This window comes from Pirellulales bacterium (assembly GCA_035656635.1).
Taxonomy (GTDB): Bacteria; Planctomycetota; Planctomycetia; order Pirellulales; family JADZDJ01; genus DATJYL01.
The window spans coordinates 1-20340 of the sequence record DASRSD010000015.1 but is presented as its reverse complement, the minus strand read 5'-3'; the positions used below and the strand labels follow the sequence as shown (position 1 = coordinate 20340).

At 57.3% G+C, this 20340-nt stretch carries 9 protein-coding genes; 4 read left to right on the top strand and 5 right to left on the bottom strand.

What is annotated here, in order from left to right:
- Positions 1–99: 99 nt before the first annotated feature.
- The gene (locus VFE46_01145) at positions 100–2145 is read right to left on the bottom strand and encodes a glycoside hydrolase family 2 TIM barrel-domain containing protein (GenBank protein HZZ26583.1); all 2046 of its coding nucleotides are present in this window, start codon (positions 2143–2145) and stop codon (positions 100–102) included.
- Positions 2146–2249: 104 nt separating this feature from the next.
- Positions 2250–4235, bottom strand: a complete 1986-nt coding sequence (locus VFE46_01140; protein HZZ26582.1) for an IPT/TIG domain-containing protein — start codon at positions 4233–4235, stop codon at positions 2250–2252.
- Positions 4236–4673: 438 nt separating this feature from the next.
- Here VFE46_01140 and VFE46_01135 point away from each other — a divergent pair, with 438 nt between their 5' ends.
- Positions 4674–5288, top strand: coding sequence for an HAD family phosphatase (locus VFE46_01135; GenBank protein HZZ26581.1), 615 nt, complete (start codon positions 4674–4676; stop codon positions 5286–5288).
- Between the two features lie 22 nt (positions 5289–5310).
- On the opposite strand, the gene VFE46_01130 is transcribed toward VFE46_01135, so the two are convergent.
- Positions 5311–6570 (bottom strand): serpin family protein, encoded by a 1260-nt coding sequence (locus tag VFE46_01130; protein ID HZZ26580.1) that lies wholly within the window; start codon positions 6568–6570, stop codon positions 5311–5313.
- Positions 6571–6771: 201 nt separating this feature from the next.
- Between VFE46_01130 and VFE46_01125 the strand changes: the two genes are divergently transcribed.
- The 3 genes from VFE46_01125 (at position 6772) to VFE46_01115 (ending at position 14574) form a co-directional block, all read left to right on the top strand.
- Complete coding sequence (locus tag VFE46_01125; protein ID HZZ26579.1) at positions 6772–8265, top strand: lipase maturation factor family protein; 1494 nt, start codon at positions 6772–6774, stop codon at positions 8263–8265.
- Positions 8262–8693, top strand: a complete 432-nt coding sequence (locus tag VFE46_01120) for a lipase maturation factor family protein (protein HZZ26578.1) — start codon at positions 8262–8264, stop codon at positions 8691–8693. The genes VFE46_01125 and VFE46_01120 overlap by 4 nt, the downstream gene beginning before the upstream one ends.
- A 289-nt stretch (positions 8694–8982) precedes the next feature.
- Entirely contained in the window at positions 8983–14574 is a 5592-nt protein-coding gene (locus VFE46_01115) for an Ig-like domain repeat protein (GenBank protein HZZ26577.1), read from the top strand.
- Between the two features lie 58 nt (positions 14575–14632).
- Here VFE46_01115 and VFE46_01110 read toward each other — a convergent pair whose 3' ends face one another.
- Positions 14633–16306, bottom strand: coding sequence for a response regulator (locus tag VFE46_01110; protein HZZ26576.1), 1674 nt, complete (start codon positions 16304–16306; stop codon positions 14633–14635).
- A 1-nt stretch (position 16307) separates the two neighbouring features.
- A partial coding sequence (locus tag VFE46_01105; protein ID HZZ26575.1) for a HAMP domain-containing protein occupies positions 16308–20340 on the bottom strand: 4033 nt, incomplete at its 5' end.

Sequence of the window (20340 nt, the reverse complement as noted above, 5' to 3'; positions counted from 1 at the left end):
TATGCCGGCAATCCTCGCCGAGCGGTCTGCAAGGCCGCCAGCAACACCGACAGCGGAGATTTACTGGTCGTCGCCACTTCCTCTATACGACACCACCCATCATCCTTGTTTAGCTAGCACGAGGGGATTTCTACAGAGCCTTTCCGTCCCTTTTTTGCCAACGGCTTTGAGCACGCCGCTGGTGAAATCGACCGGCCATTGGATGATATCGCCCGGCGCATGCGATTTGCTGCCCAGCGATTGGCCGTCGTGAAACAGCTCGACACTATCACAATTGGTGAAGCAGTAAATTCCGTTTCGGTTGGCTCCCGGGCGGTTGCGACCACGGCCGCCGATACCATTGGTCGAGAGGTACACCATCGGCGCGTCGCTCCATAGGCTTTGCCGGAAATAATATTGATTTTTCGGGAAGCCGGCGAGGTTCAGCAACCCGGCGCCGTTTCCGTGCGAAGGCCAGACTCCCGCCTCGCCCAGGTAATCGATGCCCGTCCATAAAAATTGCCCTGCAATGTAATCGTTTTGCGTAACGGCTTGCCAGGCGGCCGGCGTGTGAAAGTTTTCGCTGCCGTAAATGACACGATCTGGATGCGCCGCATGGTCGCCCGCATAAAGCCGCTCCATGTAGTTGTAGCCTTCCACATCGAGCAGTTGTTTGTATAAGTTTGTTTCCGGAAACGCGCAGGCTGCCGTGACAGGCCGGGTGGTGTCGACCGCTTTGACATCTTTGATTAGCCGCTCGGCAATTGGCGGCAGCTCCTTGGAATTTGGCGGGAACGGATCGTTTTGGTAATCGATTTCGTTCCCAATGCTCCACATGATGATGGACGGATGATTGCGATCGCGCACAATCATGTCGCGAATGTCGGTATCGGCGCACTTATCAAAATCGCTGTGATAACCATCCGTGCCCGCCTGACCCACGTTGTGCCCGACAATCCATTTATGCTTTCCTTCGGTCCATTCGTCGAAGGCTTCGTCCATCACCAGAAATCCCAGGCGGTCGCACCAATCTAAAAATTCCGGCGCGGGCGGATTGTGGCTGCAGCGAATGGCGTTACAGCCGGCTTCCTGCAGCAGCTTGAGCCGCCGCTGCCACACCGCAATGGGCACCGCCGCACCCAGCGCGCCGGCATCGTGATGCACACAAACACCTTTCAATTTCAGGCTTTCACCATTGAGCGAAAATCCTTTCGCCGGATCGAACACAAACGTGCGGATGCCAAACGGCGTGCGATATTCGTCGATCACCCGGCCAGCCTGTTTCACTTGCGTGAGCGCGCTGTAAAGATTGGGATGATCTGGCGACCAGAGCGCAGGCTGGGCGACTTTTGCAGTGCCGCTGGTTTGCTGCTGCCCGCCCGCGGGCACCGCGCCGATTTTTTCGGCCGTGGCCACCGTCTTTCCTTGTCCGTCTTGAATTTGCGTGGTTACGGTCACGTCGGCTGGCGCGCTGCCGTCGTTTTTCACCACGGTTTGCACGTCGACATCGGCCGAGTCAGCCGTAACGTGCGGGGTGGTGACGAACACGCCATTGGTATCGACATGCACCTTATCGGTGACGTTCAAAAAAACATTTCGGTAAATGCCCGAGCCGGCGTACCAGCGCGAGTCAGCATTCAAATGATGATCCACGCGCACGGCTAGGACGTTTTTGTCGCCGAACTTGATCGCCGGGGCTAGATCGCACGTGAACGAACTGTAACCATAAGGCCGCTGGCCGACTTGCTTGCCGTTGCACCAAATGGTGCTGTGATTCATGACGCCGTCGAAACGAACGCTGATCGATTGATCTTTGTCGTCGGCGGGCACGGTGAAGGTTTTGCGATACCAGCCAATTCCGCAAGGCAAAAACGCGGTGCAACTGGCCAGCTTGGAATCGAATTGTCCCTCGATGCTCCAATCGTGCGGCAGGTCGAGCGTACGCCAGGCTGCGTCGTCAAAGTCGGCCTCTTGCGCCTTCGCATCGTCTCCCTTAAAAAATTTCCATTGCTCGTTGAATAAGAGATTCCGTCCGGCATCGGCTGGCACGACGGAGACCGCAGAGGTGGACGATGTTTCAGCCGTGATGGCGGTGTGCGAAAACATTGCCAACACTAAAATGGCCGCGATCATGGTTAGCCCGACCACCGCAATGGAACTCCTCATTCGACGCTCCCTTTAAGAACTGGAAAGTATTGCTGCGAGCAACGATTCAATACTTTATTTGTAATTACTCTTAGCGCCGATACAACCGTTCATCGCTAGGGCCATTACGAATCGTGGTGAACCACGATAACGCCAGTTTCCGCCGCGAAAGAAGACGGCCAGAGAGCGTACGGGGCGTTTGGCGAATTGATTTCGCTGGATACTGCATCAGGCGGCATTCCCAGAGCCGAGCTGGCATCGATCTTCTGCACGTGTAGGCCGAATAAGTCGTTACCGGCTAAGGCGACATTGGCGGAAGCGACTTGTGGCAGCCACATAGGAACGGTGGGAAGCAGCGCGGTAATCATTTCAGGGGCTCTGTGTGCTGCGGGATTGTCAATCGGAGCAAGCATCTGGGGCATGATTGAAGTTTCGCGCCTGAGGTTTGTCGGCGCGGCCGCAATGTCGGAGTTCGTGCTCAATGCGGGATTGCCGTTGCCGCCTTTTTCCGTCGGAACGACGCTGCTGCTACTGGCGGTCTCACTTTCGCTGGCGATTGCGATGTCACTGGTGCTGCCATGGCCGCTGAGCAACAAATTCAACAGCGCTTGCTCATCGATGTTGTTAAAGTGCCCGTCGCCATTCACGTCGCCGATCATCATCAAATTAGCTGGCGACAGGTTGTACTGAGTCAAGTACGCATTCACATTCGTCAGAGCCGTCATCGCGGGGAGAATGTCGGCGGCATTGACGTGTCCGTCCTGATTGAAATCGCCCAAAACGAGTTCCGTAAACTTGTCGGCCGGCGTCTTGGCGGAAACTCCGTAACCGAAGATGGAACCATTGACGTTTGCATTGGGGTTATCGCTCACGTGGTCGGTTTCATTCACGCCCGATTGCACCGTGACATCCACGGTTCCGGAAACTTTGGGAACAACCACGGAAAGCTGGGTATCGCTCAGCACGGTGACCGCGGTGGCGACGGTCGAACCAAAAAAGACCGACAAATGCCCCGCGGCCCCGGAAAAATTCTGGCCGGTAATGGTTAGCGTGCTGCCCGCCGTGGCCTTGCTGGTTCCCAGGCCGGTGACCACCGGCGCCAAGTTCAGCACTTGGAAATCGCCGGCATTCAGCACTTCCAAACCGTTCGACGCAAAAATATCGTCCACGTTCCAAGTGAGCGAAATGTGGTTGTTGGCGTCGACCGCTGCCGAAGCGCCGGTCACGTACATCGCGCTGCCAATATCAGCGACAATCAGCCCGTATTGCTGCATCGCCCGGGCCACAATTTGCGATTCCGGTGGCATGTTGTTAATCAGCGTGTTGATGGCCGGAGTGTTGGCCAGCCGCAACCGGGCTCCCAGCGGCACGTTGTTGGCGCCACCCGACGTGCTGACCATGTGCGAAGCGGGGTAAATATATTGCGGGTTGATATCGCCGGAAGGCAGGGTCATCCGCAGCGCGTGATGGATGGTGCCTTGCCCTCCCTGCGAGATGGGCAATCCTTCGTCGGGCCGCGCCAGGCCCGCCAAAATCGAAAGACCGGCGGCATCGGCCGAGGTAGCGCCGAGAGTGCGGAACGTATTGGTGTTCATGTTCCAAACGGTTTCTTGGGCGGCGTGCCACAGGCCATCCGTGTGCGCAAGCTCCACGTTATTGTTGTTGGGAAATAATTTTGGATCGCTGGGCCGCGTGACGCCGTACAGCTCGTAGGCAACGTTGTTGTCTTCATCCCAGATAATCAGATGCGAATCGCCACGCTGATTGGCGTTGTAACCGCCCCCATTGGCATTGGGACCATTCTGATAATCTCCTTCCAGCACGGCGCCCGCTGGAATTGGCACGGGAACAATGTCGCTCTTATCCGGGTAATTGTCGATCGAAACATTTATCTTCGTGGTACTGTTCCCATGCACGATGTTCACGGGAATGCCGTATAACGGGTCGCTGCCGTTGGCCGGATCGTCGGCGCCCCAATCGGGATGCACACGCGTTGAAGCGCCGATGTGCGCAATAATGGCCGCCGAATTCGCCGCCACCGGCGCATTACTGATGTTTTGGTTCCAGGGGTTATCTGCCGGAAAAAGCTGCTGACCCAACAGGGTCAACATGCGCCGCCCTTCCAGTTCCTCGATCTGAAGAATCTGATGGCGGCAAAGGCCGGGGCGGCTCCGGCGGCGCCGTTTAGCATGGCCGCTGAATCGGCGGCGCGAATTGCGGGCCTTGTGTAGCAGGTGGGCCAGTCCAAACATGGTCCGCATCCTTTCGCGATCGCGGAACCGCACCCCTGCCGCGGCGATTCATCGGAACATCGCTGTATGCAGCCAGTAAGCTACACATATATTGTGCGACTCGATGAAAATGGCCCATTGTAAAAAATGCCGCGCGGCGAAATTATCGCCACGCCAATTATACACATTAGCCCAGAAATTCCCAACGACCAAGCACCAATGATCGAATGGCTACCAACTTCGGCCGCTAGCAGGTATGGTTCACGGAACGAATTTTATCTCCGTCGATTATTGCACGATCTCAATATCAGTTAGCGCATGGCAGTTTTTCCAGCAGATTACCCGGCGGCCATTCCGGAGCGGTTCAAGGGACTTATTTTCGATTGCGATGGAACATTGGCCGACACCATGCCGCTGCATTATTTGGCATGGAAAGAAGCAATGGATGCCCGAAACATTCATTTTCCGGAAGAGCGATTTTACGCATTTTCCGGCATGCCCACGGTGACGATTATCGAAACGCTGGCCAAGGAGCAAAATGTGGCGTGCGATGCGCAAGCTGCCGCTGAGGAAAAAGAGCGCTTGTTTTTGACCAAGCTGGCGCTGCTCGAGCCGGTGCATTGCGTGGTGGAAATTGTTCACAGAGAAAAGGGGCGTCGCAAACTGGCGGTGGCCTCGGGCGGTTGGAAAAGCGTTATCAACCAAACCCTGGCCGCCGTGGGATTAACCGGCCTGTTCGACGCAATCGTGGGAGCGGACGACGTGCAGCACGGCAAGCCCGCCCCCGATATTTTCTTGAAAGCGGCTGAATGCTTGCAGTTGCAGCCCGCCGAATGCCTCGTTTACGAAGACGGCAATTTGGGAATTGAAGCGGCCAAGGCGGCTGGCATGCAAGTGATTGACGTGCGCCCCTGGTATTTGCCGAAGCGCTGATTGGGCCGCAGGGCATGTGCGCTTATTTACTTGCCGCATCGCTGCGTGGGTCGGTTACTCGGCCCAAAAACAAAATGCTGCCGGTGGCGTTTTCGCGGATGAGAAACACAAAGGGATGATCGGCGCGGAAGTGCAAGGGCGGGGGCGGCATGGCGAGCGCTCGCATGACCACGCCGGTGGCGGCGGCCGCTTCGGTTCCTTCTTCATTCACGTCGACATACGCCTTGTGCACCACCGCCGAAATAAACAAATCGTGCTTGCCGTCCATTCCGGAAAAATCAGCCTCTGCAGAAAACGCCAGGGGCATGCCCAATTTGGACAACACTTCTCCTAATTCCAGTTGCGTGCTGAGCTTGAATTTGGGGAGCCAAATGTTAATTGGCCGCTCTTGCAGGCCGGAGGTCCATTTTTTCAGGTTGTCGCTAGTGAGCTGTTTTTCCAGGCCCGCAAGGCCATCCGTAGATTTGGGCAACAGCGCTACCAGCGACAATTCCCCCTTGGTGTAGGGCAATTCCAAAACTTGCAGGGCGGCGTTACTGCCCACATCGAATTCTCCATACCGCATGCGGCTGTCCAGAAACATCAGCGGCACAGTTACCTGCTTGCCGCTGGAGAGGGTGAACGGCGCTGGCTGAGTCAACGTCGGTTTGAACGGCGATTCCCATTTTCCTTTGAAGTACACGGCATTGGTCAGCACCAGCTTGGTCATTGGGCCGAGTGCGCTGGCTGAGATTAAATCCTTGATTTTGTCGCGTGTCGCCTGTGCTACCCAATCATTAATGGTTTGCGCTGCCTGTTGCGCGTGGCTGAAATCGAGTTGTTGTAAATCGGCCTGATAATTTTCATGCAGAGTTTTTAAGAAGCCATTGAGAAAATGGAAGCCTTGCGCACCCCAGAGCCGGTTGGCGACACTTAGCTGATACAGGCCGCGCTTTCCGGCATCGTTGAGCCGCTGCATCAGCGCGGCTTCTCCTGCGGCAACTGCGTCGGGCGACCCACCCAAGTGCAGCACCTTGGCCATTTGCGCAGCGGTGTCTCCCCCGGCTCCCGTGTAGGTCATCGCCAAAGCGCTGGAAATGCTTTGGGGCGAAAAAAACAAATTCCCATCCGCGGCGGCCAACTGGCCGTATAAATCCAGCGCGAATTGGTTGCCGCTTTCAATCACAGCAGCTTCGTTGGGTGCAGGGGGCTGGGGCGCGGCGGCGGTAAGTGGTCGGGACTGAACCATCAAACCGATGACGCCACAAACGCCAATCCAGAGAAATCGGAACTCGAAGCGCATGATTTACCTCCGGGGAACGGCCGACGGTTTCTGCAAGCAGCTTTTTGCCATGCCCGATTATCGTGCAAGCGGCGCGATCCGTAAAGGTTTGGCGCGGTGCGCACTCCAAAGTTGGATGCTGGCAATGGATTTGTTAGTCTGAATTAGCACGGCGGCCATGTGGCGCGACGCTGCTTTTTCCCACTTTTTGCGCGAATACAAATGTCGGATCTGAGCAACACACCATCGGCCGATTTGCCCCTGCTGGTGTTCGACGGCGAGTGCCGTTTTTGCCGCGCCACCATCGAGCGTTGGCGGGAAGCACTCGGCTCGCAAATGCGCTTTGCACCGTATCAGGAAGTTGGGGTGCGATTTCCACAAATTGGCGAGAAAGCGTTCCGGCAGGCGGTTCACTTTGTCGATGCCCAAGGTGCGACATCCCGCGGCGCCGAAGCGGTTTTTCGCGTCATGGCATACTTTGGGCGAAAGCGTTGGCTGCTGTGGATGTATACGCGCTTGCCACTATTTGCGTTTTTAGCGGAATCGATTTATCGGCTGGTGGCGGCCAACCGCACGCCGCTCAGCACGATTCGACGCGTATGGTGGGGTAAAGATTTGCAGCAGCCCACGTATCATATTTCCAGTGCCCTGTTTTTGCGTTTGCTGGGCGTGGTGTACTTGATTGCGTTTGTGTCGTTGTGGGTGCAAATTGATGGGTTGATCGGCGATCACGGTATTTCGCCGCTGGCGAATTACCAAGACGCGCTTGTGCAATTGTTCGCGCAACAATCGCCGCCGCTAATGCCGGCGTGGAATGTTCCCACGCTGACGTGGCTCAATCCGCACAATGGCTTCCTACACGTGCTGTGCGGAGCCGGAACCGTGCTTTCGCTGATGCTGATCGCCGGCGTGTTGCCATTGCCAACGTTGATTTTATTGTGGGTCGATTATTTATCGCTGTTTCATGCGGGGCAGGAGTTTTTAAGTTTTCAGTGGGACATTTTGCTGCTGGAAACGGGCTTTGCGGCGATTTTTTTGGCCCCGTTTGTGGTGCGCTCCAAATTCTTGGCCGATCGGCATCCGCCGCGTTTGGCGATTTGGCTCATCGGGTGGATTCTGTTCCGGCTGATGCTGGAATCGGGCGCGGTCAAGCTCACCTGGAGCGAATTGTCGCCAATTCCAGTGCCGAACACGTGGAAATCGCTCACGGCGCTCAACTCTCACTACTGGACGCAGCCGCTGCCGATGTGGACCAGTTGGTACATGGCGAAAATGCCCCAGTGGTTTCAAAAATTGTCGGTCGTATTTGTTTTGGCGGTGGAGCTGGGAACGCCGTGGCTGATGTGCGGGCCGCGGATGTTGCGGGCGATTGCCTGCGGGGCGATTACGCTGCTGATGCTGCTGATTGCGGCGACGGGCAATTACAACTTTTTTAACCTGCTAACCGTTGTCCTGGCGCTCTTGCTGTTGGACGATAAAATGTGGCCCCGATTTCTGCGGCAGCGAATTCGCGGAACCGATTGGCCCCTGTTGGCATCGCACACTCGCTGGCGGACGGTGTTGTTGATTCCGTTTGCCGTGTTCGCGCTGTTGGCCGGCAGCGGGCAAGTGAGAGAAGCTCTGTTCCCGACTTACGATGCCGGAACCCCGCTGGCATCGCAGATGCACCTCACACAATTCTGCCTGGTGAATCCCACGGTTTGTTTCGGCAAATGACCGAAACTCGCCCCGAAATTTTAATTGAAGGCAGCACCGACAACGCCAACTGGAAGCCGTACGAATTCCGTTGGAAGCCGGGTGATTTATCTCAAGCGCCGCGGTGCAACACGCCGCACCAGCCGCGGCTCGATTGGCAAATGTGGTTTGAAGCGCTGCATTTGGAAGAGGTTTATCGAACAACAGGAGCCGTCGATCTACGGAATGTGGACCTTTGGTTTCAGTCGTTCCTGATGCAATTGCTCAAAGGCGAACCGGCCGTGCTGGGCCTGTTAGAAGCCAATCCGTTTCCCGAGCGGCCCCCGAGATTCATTCGGATTGTGTTTTGCCAATATCGCTTTACCGATGCCGCGGAGCGCCGGCAGACGGGCGATTGGTGGAATCGGACCGTGGTTGCGGTCAGCTCCAGTTGTTCCCTGCCGCCATAGCCAGCCAATTGCCCGCGTTTCTGAATCCCAACCGGGGGGAAAGCCGGTGGTTTTTGGCCGTTATTTGCCGAGGAAAAAGACGAGATTTTGAATTCCCTCAAGTGTTTGCTTCCCGGCACAGCTGCGATTATCATGGAAGAATCTATCTAGCAAACGCCCGGAACAACTCGGGTCAATTTGTTTGGCGTTTGACCCAAGATGGCGTTCACACCGTACACACACATTGCAGCCTGCGGTCCATCGTCAGATAGCCACAGCGTCGATACACACCACGGAAGAGGCAACCCAGATGAAGTCTTGGCGTCGCGGTTTGGCACGTCGTCGGTCTCGGCGGGAACAAAAGTTGGCACGGTTACGCAGCGGACAACGGTTGCGGGTCGAGGCTCTGGAAGACCGGAGCATGCTGGCCGTCACGCTGCCGGTGATTACCGGTCCCGATACGAGCGGCGTATTCGACGTTGCCTCGGGCAAAGATTTATATGTGCCGTTGGCGGCGTCTGATACCGCCGGAACGACCATTTCTTACACCGTCACCAGCAGTAATCCCAACGTTACGGCCACGGTGTTTACCGGCAACCCGGTGTTGCAGCTAAACGTGAGCGGCGTAACCGGGCCGAACAACACGGCCTTTTCTGGATCGATCACGTTCGAGCTGTTTCAGAACATCGACCCAACCACCGTTGCGGCTATTATCAGCAAAGTGAACTCGGGAGAGTACAACAACAAATCTTTTTACCGCGTGGAGAACAGCGATCCCACGTTTGAATTAATTCAAGGCGGCGTGTCTCAGACCGGCGACGGCACCAGCATTATCGACGAATTCAACGTGGCCACCCCGTTTAACAGCTCGGGCTTGCTGGCGATGGCCAACACCGGAGCGCCCAACTCCAATTCGTCGGAGTTTTTTGTCACGGCGCTCAACCGGCCGCTGGCCGATGATCCACAGCAACTGAATTACCGCTTCACGGTGTTCGGACAACTGATAACGGGTCAGGCCATTTACAACGACATTCTCAACACAAAAACTTCCTCAAGCACCGGCGAAGGTGTGCCCCTAACGACGGTGAAAATTAATTCGGCCAGCATCATCACCGACAACCAACACACGGTGGTGCAAATTTCCGAGCCGAGCAATTTCACCGGTACCGCCACCCTCACCGTAACTGCCAACGCCTCCGATGGCACGCATGTCTCGCAAAACTTCACCATCAGTGCTGCTCCGCCCACGAACACCGCTGTCCAACCGATTATTCTCAACCCGGTTTCCAACGTCACCACACATATCAATTCGCCGGTCCAGGTGCAGCTTTCGTTGGAGGGAATTAACAGCAATCTGACTGGATCGCCGACATTTAACATTGTTTCTACGAGCAATCTTTCCAATGCGCCGAGCAACGTTACGGTTAGCGCGCCGACGATCTCGGGAAATACGGCCACCTTCACCCTCACGCCATCCAGTGGATTCACCGGCACCATTAACCTTGTGGCCGATGTCACGGCCTCCGGACAAGCCACCGACGCCGTGCAATTTGCTCTTACGGTGGGCGCGACGGTCTCCATCACCAGCGTAACCTCGCCCATCAATAGCACGAACGATGCCAATACGACGGTGAGCGGCACCGGCGGCGTGGGCGAAACCATCTCCGTGGTCGCCAGCGATGGGACTCACACGACGGCTCCGCAAACCGCCACGGTTGGCCAAAATGGCGCCTGGTCCGTCAGCGGCATTAACGTGAGCTCGCTGAACGATGGCAGCATTACTTACACGGCCAATGCGACCAATTCGCTGAATGACACCGCCAGCACCAGCACTACCAGTACGAAGAACACCGCCGGGCCGTCGGTGGCCATTACCTCGCTGACCGACCCCATCAATCACACGAATCAAACCAGCACGACGGCGAGCGGCACCGGAGAGGCTGGCGCTACCATCTCCATAGTCGCCAGCGACGGCACTCATAGCACCACCCCGAAGGGCTCGACCATTGGTTCCGGCGGCACGTGGAGCATTAGCGGCATTAACGTGAGTACGTTGAACGACGGCACCATTACTTACACTGTTACTGCCACTGATTCCACCCAAAATTCTGCGACTGCTTCCAAGACGGCTACGAAAAACGCAGCGCTGCCCACGGTGGCCGTGACTTCAATCACCAGCCCGGTGAATAGCAGCAATGTCACGAACACGTCTGCCAGCGGCACCGGGTCAGTGGGCGATAGCGTTTCGGTTGTGGCCAGCGACGGCACCCACACCACAGCGGCCCAAACGACGACGATCACAACCGGCACTTCGTGGTCGATCAGCAACATCGACGTGAGCGGCCTTTCCGACGGCACCATCACTTACACGGCCACCATCAGCGATACGAGCAACAACACCGCCACCGGTTCGAAAACGACGACCAAAGATACCGTGGCTCCCAGCGTAGCGGTGACCACGGTGACTAGCCAAATCAATAAGAGCAATGCCACGAGCACTTCCGCCAGCGGCACCGGCAGTGTCGGAGCCACGGTTCAGGTAGTGGCCAGCGACGGCATACATACGTCCACGGCCAAGTCGGCAACGGTTGGTTCGGGAGGCACATGGTCGATCACCGGCATTGACGTGAGTTCGCTTACCGACGGCACAATCACTTACACGGCGACCGCTACCGATTCGGCCGGCAACTCGGCCATCGCTTCGAAAAGCACGACCAAAGATACTGTCGTTCCCGCGGTGACAATCACCGCGGTGACGACGCCAGTTAATAAGGCGAACGTTACTAGCACGTCGGCCAACGGAACGGGCGAAGTGGGAGCACATATTTCGGTCGTTGCTAGCGATGGCACGCATACCACGGCTGCCCAGACCACTACCGTGGGCACCGACACCAATTGGAGTGTAAGCGGCATCAATGTTAGTACGCTCACCGATGGCACCATCACCTACACGGTCACAGCCACCGATTCGTTCAATAATTCCAACACCGCTGCTAAGTCCACGACCAAAGATACGGTTGCCCCGACGGTGGCCATCACGGCGGTAACCAATCCAATTAACACCGGCAACGTCAGTAGCACCAGCGCCAATGGAACTGGCACCGTGGGAGCGAATATTCAGGTGGTGGCCAGCGACGGTAGCGGCCATAGCTCCGCTCCGCAAACCACAACGGTTGGCTCCGGCGGCACATGGAGCGTGAGCAACGTCGATGTTTCTTCGCTGAACGATGGCACCGTCACCTACACCGTTACGGCCAGCGATACTGCCGGCAACCAAGCCACTGCCAGCAAAACGGCGACCAAAAACACCGTTCCGCCGTCCGTGGCGGTAACCACCGTTACCACGCCGATCAATACCGCCAACGCCAGCAGCACCAGTGCCAGTGGAACGGGCACTGTGGGCGTGACTATTTCTGTTGTGGCCAGCGATGGCACGCACACCACGGCGGCCAAGACCACGACGGTCAGTTCCGGTGGCACCTGGACCGTGAGCGGCATCAACGTCAGCACGCTGAGCGACGGCACCATTACCTACACGGCAACGGCCACCAACTCGTCCAATAATTCGGCAATCGCCAGCGCCACTTCGACGAAAGATACCGGCGCTCCGCCGGTAGCCATCACGGCGGTAACCACTCCGGTTGGCAGCGGCAACAAGACCAACACTTCTGCCAGCGGCACGGGCGAAAACGGCGATTCGATTTCGGTTGTGGCCAGCGATGGCGGCGGTCATCACACGGCAGCTCAAGCCACGACGGTTTCCGGCGGCACGTGGACCGTGAATGGAATTGACGACACTTCGCTCAGCGATGGAACCATTACCTACACGGTCACCGAAACCGATCCTGGCAACAACACTTCCACGGCCAGCAAAACCACCACCAAAGACACCGTGCCGCCGACCGTGGCCATCGGGTCGGTTACCAATCCCATCAATAATTCCAATGAATCCAATACCACGGCCAGCGGAACAGGCAGTGTAGGCGCTTCGATTTCGGTGGTCGCCAGCGACGGCATCACCACGACCCCAGCCCAAGTGACTACCGTCGATCAATCTGGAGCGTGGAGTGTAAGCGGCATTGATGTAACCGGGCTGAACGATGGGACCATTACCTACACCGTCACGGCCACCGATGCAGCCAACAATTCTTCACAAGCCACGCTCACGTCAACCAAGACCACGTTCCTGCCAGGCGCCGCGACGACTACGCAAGTCACGTCGGATCACCCCAGCGGTTCCGTCTACGGGCAGTCGGTTCAATTTACGGTCACGGTTACGAGCCTCAGCGGCACGCCGACGGGCACGGTGCAATTCCAAAGCGATGGGGTGAGCATTGGCTCCCCGGTCACGCTCAGCGGGGGCACGGCCACGTTTTCGACTTCGTCGCTCACGGCGGCCAATCACACCATTACGGCCATCTATTCGGGCGTGAGCGCCGTGTTCAGCGGATCGCAGGGGAGCGTGGGACAGAACGTTTCGCCTGCCCCGCTGACGATTACCGCCGGCGATCAATCGAAGGTATTTGGCGCGCCGTTGCCGACATTCGCGGCCGGGTTTAGCGGCTTTGTGAATAATGATTCTCCAGCCAGTTTGACCACGCCGCCGGTCTTTAGCACTACCGCCACGGCCACCAGTGCACCCGGCCCATACACCATTACCGTCAGCGGCGCGACCGATCCGAACTATACCATCGTGTTTGATTCCGGCACGCTGACGGTCTCTCAGGCCAACACTTCCATCAATTTGCACTCTTCCGCCTCGACGATTGGCGTGTCGCAAAGCTTAACGCTGACCGCCACGGTGGGCGTGGCTTCGCCAGGCGCCGGCTCGCCGACGGGAACCGTCACGTTCATGGATGGAACGACCTCGTTGGGGACCGAGAATGTCGGTTCCGGCGGTATTGCCACGTTGGTTGTACCCGGCAATACGTTTGCGCTCGGTTCCCACTCGATCACGGCCGTTTATCAAGGCGACACCAACTTCGCCGCCAGTCCTGCCTCGGCTGCGGTAGCACTCACGGTGAACGCAATTGATACCACGTTGCCTCCCAGTGTCGATATTGACGGGCCCAGCATAGGCGTTCGCCAGCAACTGTTAACGTATACATTCACCGTTACCGATCCGAATGCATCGGTGAACGAGGCGGCCGGGTATACGTATTCCATCAACTGGGGAGACGGCCAAACGCAATCGATTGCCGCGGTTCCCAATTCGACGGAGCAATCGTTAACCCACGTGTACACGGTTAGCCACAGCTACACGGTGTCGGTCGCGGTCGCCAATCAACTCAATGTTTCCAGCACGCCGGCGACTCAAACGGTGGCAATTTCCGCGGTGGCGCTGGAACCCGATGCGGTCAATCCGGACCAGATGGATTTATACATTGGCGGCACAACAGGGAACGATCAAATCACCGTGCTGGCGGCCGGTGGAAACAAAGTTGGCGTGACGATTAACCGACAATCGCAGGGCGTATTTTCCGCCGCCGCCATTTACGCGTTTGGCGGAGCTGGCAACGATAACATCCAAATTTCGCCCAACGTGCGGTTGCCGGCCCTGCTCGATGGCGGCACCGGCAACGATTGGCTAGTAGGTGGCAGTGGGCGCAACATTCTCATTGGCGGAACTGGCGCCGACAGTCTACAAGGCGGCCGCGGCGACGATTTTTTCGTGACCGGCTCGTCCACTTTGGAAGGCGATGCCCAATCGCTGAACTTCATCATGGCGGAGTGGAATTCAGCCGACAGCCTGGCCGACCGGCAGAGCAACATTAGCGGCAACGGCGATGGCAGCGGCGCCAATGGCGATGTGTTCCTGCAAATTGGCTCGACGGTGCTCGACGACGGCGCGGTCGACCACGTGTTCGGCTTAGGCGGACACGATTGGAGGCTGCCCAGCTAAGCGTTGCACCCCTGAAGTGCGGCGCAACGTATTGAAGCGGCAAAATTGCGGCGACATCTTACATGGTGTCCGCGCAACAACTGCCTTCCGCCGCCTGCCGGGCGCAGTTCTCAACAGTTTCCACCAATTGCACCACGTCGAGCGGCTTGGCCATATAACCGTTCATACCGGCCGCCAGGCACCGTTCATTGTCGCCGGGCATGGCATGAGCCGTTAGGGCGATGATCGGCACGCGGGCGCCATTGGGCAAAGCACGAATGGCGGCCGTGGCTTGGAATCCATCCAGCTCCGGCATTTGCACATCCATCAGAATGACATCGTAGGTGGCGTGCGTCGCGCATTCCACCGCTTCGCGGCCGTCGGAAGCAACATCAATGGTATGGCCCCGTTGCCGCATGGCATGCTGCACCAACATTTGGTTGGCGCGCACATCTTCAGCAAGAAGCACATGCAGCTTGGTTGCCGGACCACCGTTGGAATGCGCGCCATTGCGAGCGAGCCCTGCCCGGGCGGCATCCGCCGATTCAGCAGCTTCTTTCGGCGCGCCAACTTTCTCCGTTTTCGGCGCCAGGCGTAAAAGCAGAGTGAAGCAAAATCTGCTGCCATCGCCAGGCTTGCTTTCCACCGACAATTTGCCTCCCATGGCGCGAATCAAATCCGAAGCAATGGCCAAGCCCAAGCCAATGCCGCCGTGCCGGCGCGTGCTGGAGGCATCGACCTGCGCAAAGGGAGTAAAAATGCGTTCTTGATCGGCCGCCGAAATGCCAATGCCGGTATCGCTGATCGCAAAATACACGTGGGCTTCATGCTCGGTGGCGTAGTGCAAGCTAGCTTCAATGCCAATTCGGCCACGGTCGGTAAACTTCAGCGCGTTGGATAACAAATTGTTCAAAATTTGCCGCAGCCGGAGCGGATCACCCAGCAGCTGATCCGGCACCTGCTCGCTAATTTTAATGCCCAGCGCCAAGCCCTTGTCGGTAGCGCGAAAACCGTATGCCCGCGCTAAATCGTCAACCAGCTCTCTTAAGCCAAATGGCGTGTTCTGCAACGTAAACTTGCCGGCTTCCATTTTCGACAAATCGAGAATTTCGTTCAGCAATTCCAACAACACTTGCGAGCTGGAGCGGACCGTCGTCAAAAATTCGCGCACCAGAGGCAAAAGCTCTTCGCGCAGCGCTAAATCGGTCATGCCGATAATGGCGTTCATGGGCGTGCGCAATTCGTGGCTCACGTTCGCCAAAAATTCGTTCTTCGCACGGTTGGCTTGCTCGGCCGCTACTCGGGCAGCATGCTCGTGCGCCAGCGCAATCCGTTCGTCCGCTTGTCGGCGCACCTGTTGCGTCATGCGGTACAACTCGACAAACACCGAAACCTTGGTCCGCAACACCTCGGGCACCACCGGCGTGAGAATATAATCGACGGCCCCCAGCGAGTAGCCGCGGTGGGCGTAAGTGTCGTCAGGAAAAGCCGTGAGGAAAATGATCGGCGTGTGTTCCGATTGCCGGCGCTGCCGGATTAAGTTGGCCGTTTCAAAGCCATCCAGCTCCGGCATGTTCACGTCGAGCAAAATGACTGCAAAATCTTCATTCAGCAATCGCCGCAGGGCTTCGGCTCCGGATCCAACCGAAACAATTTCCTGCCCCAAGTTTTGCAGCACAACCTCCACGGCGAGGCGCTTTTCCGCCACGTCGTCGACGATTAAAATTTTTGCCTTCTCTGCTGCGGATTCCATATTACACGGTTAACCAGGCCCGCAAAACGGAAAGCATTTGCTCCGGATCGACCGGCTTGGACAAATAGTCCCATGCCCCCGCTTCAATGCACTTCTCGCGGTCTCCCTTCATGGCTTTGGCGGTGACCGCCACAATCGGCAAATCGCGGAAGCGAGAAATTTGACGAATGGCACGCGTGGTGTCCAGGCCATCCATTTCCGGCATCATAATGTCCATCAGCACAATATCCACATCGGGGGCAGCCTGCAACAGGTTGATGGCGTCACGCCCGGTTTCCGCCGAGACGGTCACCATGTCGTAGCGCTCCAAAATGCTGGTCAGGGCGAAAATATTGCGGATGTCGTCGTCAACGATCAACACTTTCTTGCCGGCTAGAACGGCATGCGGCTTGCTGTCCTCAGTCAGCACCTTCTGACAATCTTCCGACAGCGTGGAAATCGGCAGGCACAGCGCGCTGACCAACTGCCGGGCCAAGTACGGCAACGAATTGCTCACGTGCAGATTAAACTCGTGCGCTAGCCGCTGTAGCCGTTCGCGCCGGTCGTCGTCTAATTCGGCCGGCAGTTGCAAAACCGTCGGACGACCTTCCATCGCCGGCTGCGAAATCACTTGCTCCGCCAGCGCTGCCAAGGTCATGTCGGGCACCTCGCAATTCAAAATCACGGCATCGACCGGGCCGTTCCCAAGGGCTTGCAGCAAGGCGGCGCCGCTTTCGACGCATTCAATTTTGACGCCCGGGGCGCTTAACAACTGGGACAGCACATTGCGCTTTTCGGCCTGGGGTTCCAATTGCACCACCCGCCGCTGCGTGCGCTCCACTTCGGCGTGAACTTTGCCCAAAAATTCTTCCAGCATTTCCGCGGTTTGAATCGGCTTGGGCAAAATGCCTTGTGCGCCCTGCTTGTAGCCGCGCTCCAGTTGATCGGCCGTGGAAACGATGTAAACGGGAATATGCTGCAGCGAGAAATCGCGCTTGAGCCGGGCCAAAACGTGCCAGCCGTCAATGTCGGGCAGCGAAATATCCAAGAGCACCGCCTGCGGTTGATATTCGCCTGCCAAGGCAATGGCCGCCGCGCCCAAGGGCGTGGTAATGCCTTTGAACCCAACTTTGTGCGCGGTTTCCAACACGAAGCGGGCGAAATCGATGTCGTTATCGACAATTAGCACCACCCGGTCGTCCCCTTGAATATTGTTCCGATCGTCCGGCGCCTCGGCGACATAGCTGAATTCCAATTCGGTTGGAACATGATCCGGCGCGGTATCCGCAATGGGCGATTCAATGCGTGTTATGGTAGTCGGCTTGGGGGCCGGCAACGCCGCACGGCGCACCACCTTTTGCGGAACAAACGTCTGCGGCAAGAACAGCGTAAAGGTGCTGCCTGTGCCCGGCTGACTGACCAAGCCAATTTCGCCTCCCAGCAGGCGGGCGATTTCGCGGCTGATGGCCAACCCCAAGCCGGTGCCGCCGTATTTGCGGCTCGTGCTGCCGTCGGCCTGTTGAAAGGCTTCGAAAATAATGTGCTGCTTTTCCAGCGGAATGCCGATGCCCGTGTCGGAAACCGAGATGGCCAGCACGCTGTCGCTGGCGCTGAGCGATTCAATTTCCGGATGCCAGCCGCCGTCGGCCATTTGAATTTTCAAGTTGACTTGCCCTTCGTGCGTGAATTTAAACGCGTTGGAAAGCAAATTCTTGAGCACTTGCTGCAGCCGCTTACTGTCGGTCGTGAGCGTGCGCGGTAAATTCGGATCCAGCTGCACGAGGAAATCCACGCCTTTGGCTTCCGCCACGTGCCGGAAGGTGCGCTCCACATAATTGTGCAAATCGGCGAACCGCAGTTCACCGACGTCCAGCACCACCGTGCCCGATTCAATTTTCGACAAGTCGAGAATGTCGTTAATCAACATCAGCAAATCGTTGCCGGAGGAGTGAATGGTTTTGGCGTATTCGGTTTGCTTGGCCGACAGGTTGCCGTCCGGGTTTTTCGAAAGTTGATCGGAGAGAATCAACAAGCTGTTCAGCGGCGTGCGCAATTCGTGCGACATGTTGGCCAAGAATTCCGATTTGTACTTCGAGGTGAGCGCCAACTGCTCGGCCTTTTCTTCCAGCGCTTGCCGGGCTTGCTCCACCTCGCGGTTTTTGCGTTCCACTTCCACGTTTTGGTGGGCCAGCAAGCGGGCTTTTTCCTGCAATTCCTCGTTGGTCTGCTGCAATTCTTCCTGCCGGCTTTGAAGTTCCTGGGCCAGCGATTGGGATTGCTTCAGCAAATCTTCCGTGCGCATGTTGGCTTCGATCGTGTTGAGCACGATGCCGATGCTCTCGGTCAACTGATCGAGGAATGCCTGGTGCGTAGGATTGAAGCGCTCGAACGACGCCAACTCCAGCACGGCCTTGACTTGCCCTTCAAACACAACAGGCAGCACGATCATGCTGGCCGGCGGCCCGGAACCCAAGCCCGACGAAATGCGAACGTAGTCGCTGGGCACATGGGAGAGCAAAATCTTTTGCTTTTCCAAAGCGCATTGGCCGACCAATCCCTGACCTAGTTCAATGCGATTGCCCGTGCCATCGGTATGCTCAAACGCATAACTGGCCAGCAACTTCAAGTGTGGCTGCTCTTCGGAGCTGTCATACGTATAAACCATTGCATGTTGCGCCGAAACTAGCGGAGCCAATTCGGACAGAATCAGCCGTCCGACCGTGATCATGTCTTTTTGGCCTTGCAACATGCGGCTGAACTTGGCGAGGTTGGTCTTCAGCCAGTCTTGCTCGGCGTTTTTGAGCGTCGTGTCTTTCAAGTTCACGATCATCTCGTTGATGTTGTCTTTCAGCGCCGCTACTTCGCCTTGGGCAGCCACGGTAATCGACCGGGTTAAATCCCCCTTGGTCACGGCCGTGGCCACTTCGGCAATGGCTCGCACTTGGGTCGTCAAATTAGCCGCCAACTGATTCACGTTGTCGGTCAAGTCTTTCCACGTGCCGGCAGCACCCGGCACGCTGGCCTGACCTCCGAGTTTTCCTTCCACGCCCACTTCGCGGGCCACCGTGGTCACTTGATCGGCAAAGGTGGCCAGTGTATCGATCATGCCGTTGATGGTGTCGGCCAAGGCCGCGATTTCGCCCTTCGCTTCCACGGTTAGTTTTTGCTTCAAGTCGCCGTTGGCCACGGCCGTTACCACGCGGGCAATACCGCGCACCTGGCTGGTCAGGTTGCCGGCCATGAAGTTCACATTGTCGGTCAAGTCTTTCCACGTTCCCGATACCCCCTTCACTTGAGCTTGCCCGCCCAGTTTTCCGTCGGTGCCCACTTCACGGGCCACGCGGGTTACTTCCGCGGCGAACGAGCCGAGTTGATCGACCATCGTATTGATGGTGTTCTTCAATTCGGAAATTTCCCCTTTCACGTCCACGGTAATTTTCTTCGACAAGTCGCCACTGGCCACGGCCTTGGTTACTTCCGCAATATTGCGCACCTGGCCCGTGAGGTTGCTGGCCATGAAATTCACGCTGTCGGTCAAATCTTTCCAGGTGCCGGCCACGTCGCGCACGTCAGCTTGCCCGCCCAGTTTTCCTTCGGTGCCCACTTCACGGGCCACGCGGGTCACTTCGGAAGCGAACGAACGCAGCTGATCGACCATCGTGTTGATGGTGTCTTTGAGTTCCAGAATTTCGCCGCGCACGTCCACCGTGATTTTCTTGGACAAGTCGCCGCTGGCCACGGCCTTGGTCACGGCGGCGATGTTGCGCACCTGGCTCGTCAAGTTGCCGGCCATGAAGTTCACGTTGTCGGTCAAGTCTTTCCAGGTGCCGGCCACGCCTTTCACTTCGGCCTGACCGCCCAGTTTTCCTTCGGTACCCACCTCGCGCGCCACGCGAGTCACTTCCGATGCGAAGGAGCGCAGCTGGTCCACCATGGTGTTGATCACGTTTTTGATCTGCAAAATCTCGCCGCGCACGTCCACGGTAATCTTTTGCGCAAGGTCGCCGTTAGCACTTGCCGTCGCCACCTTCGACATGTCGCGCAATTGCACCGTG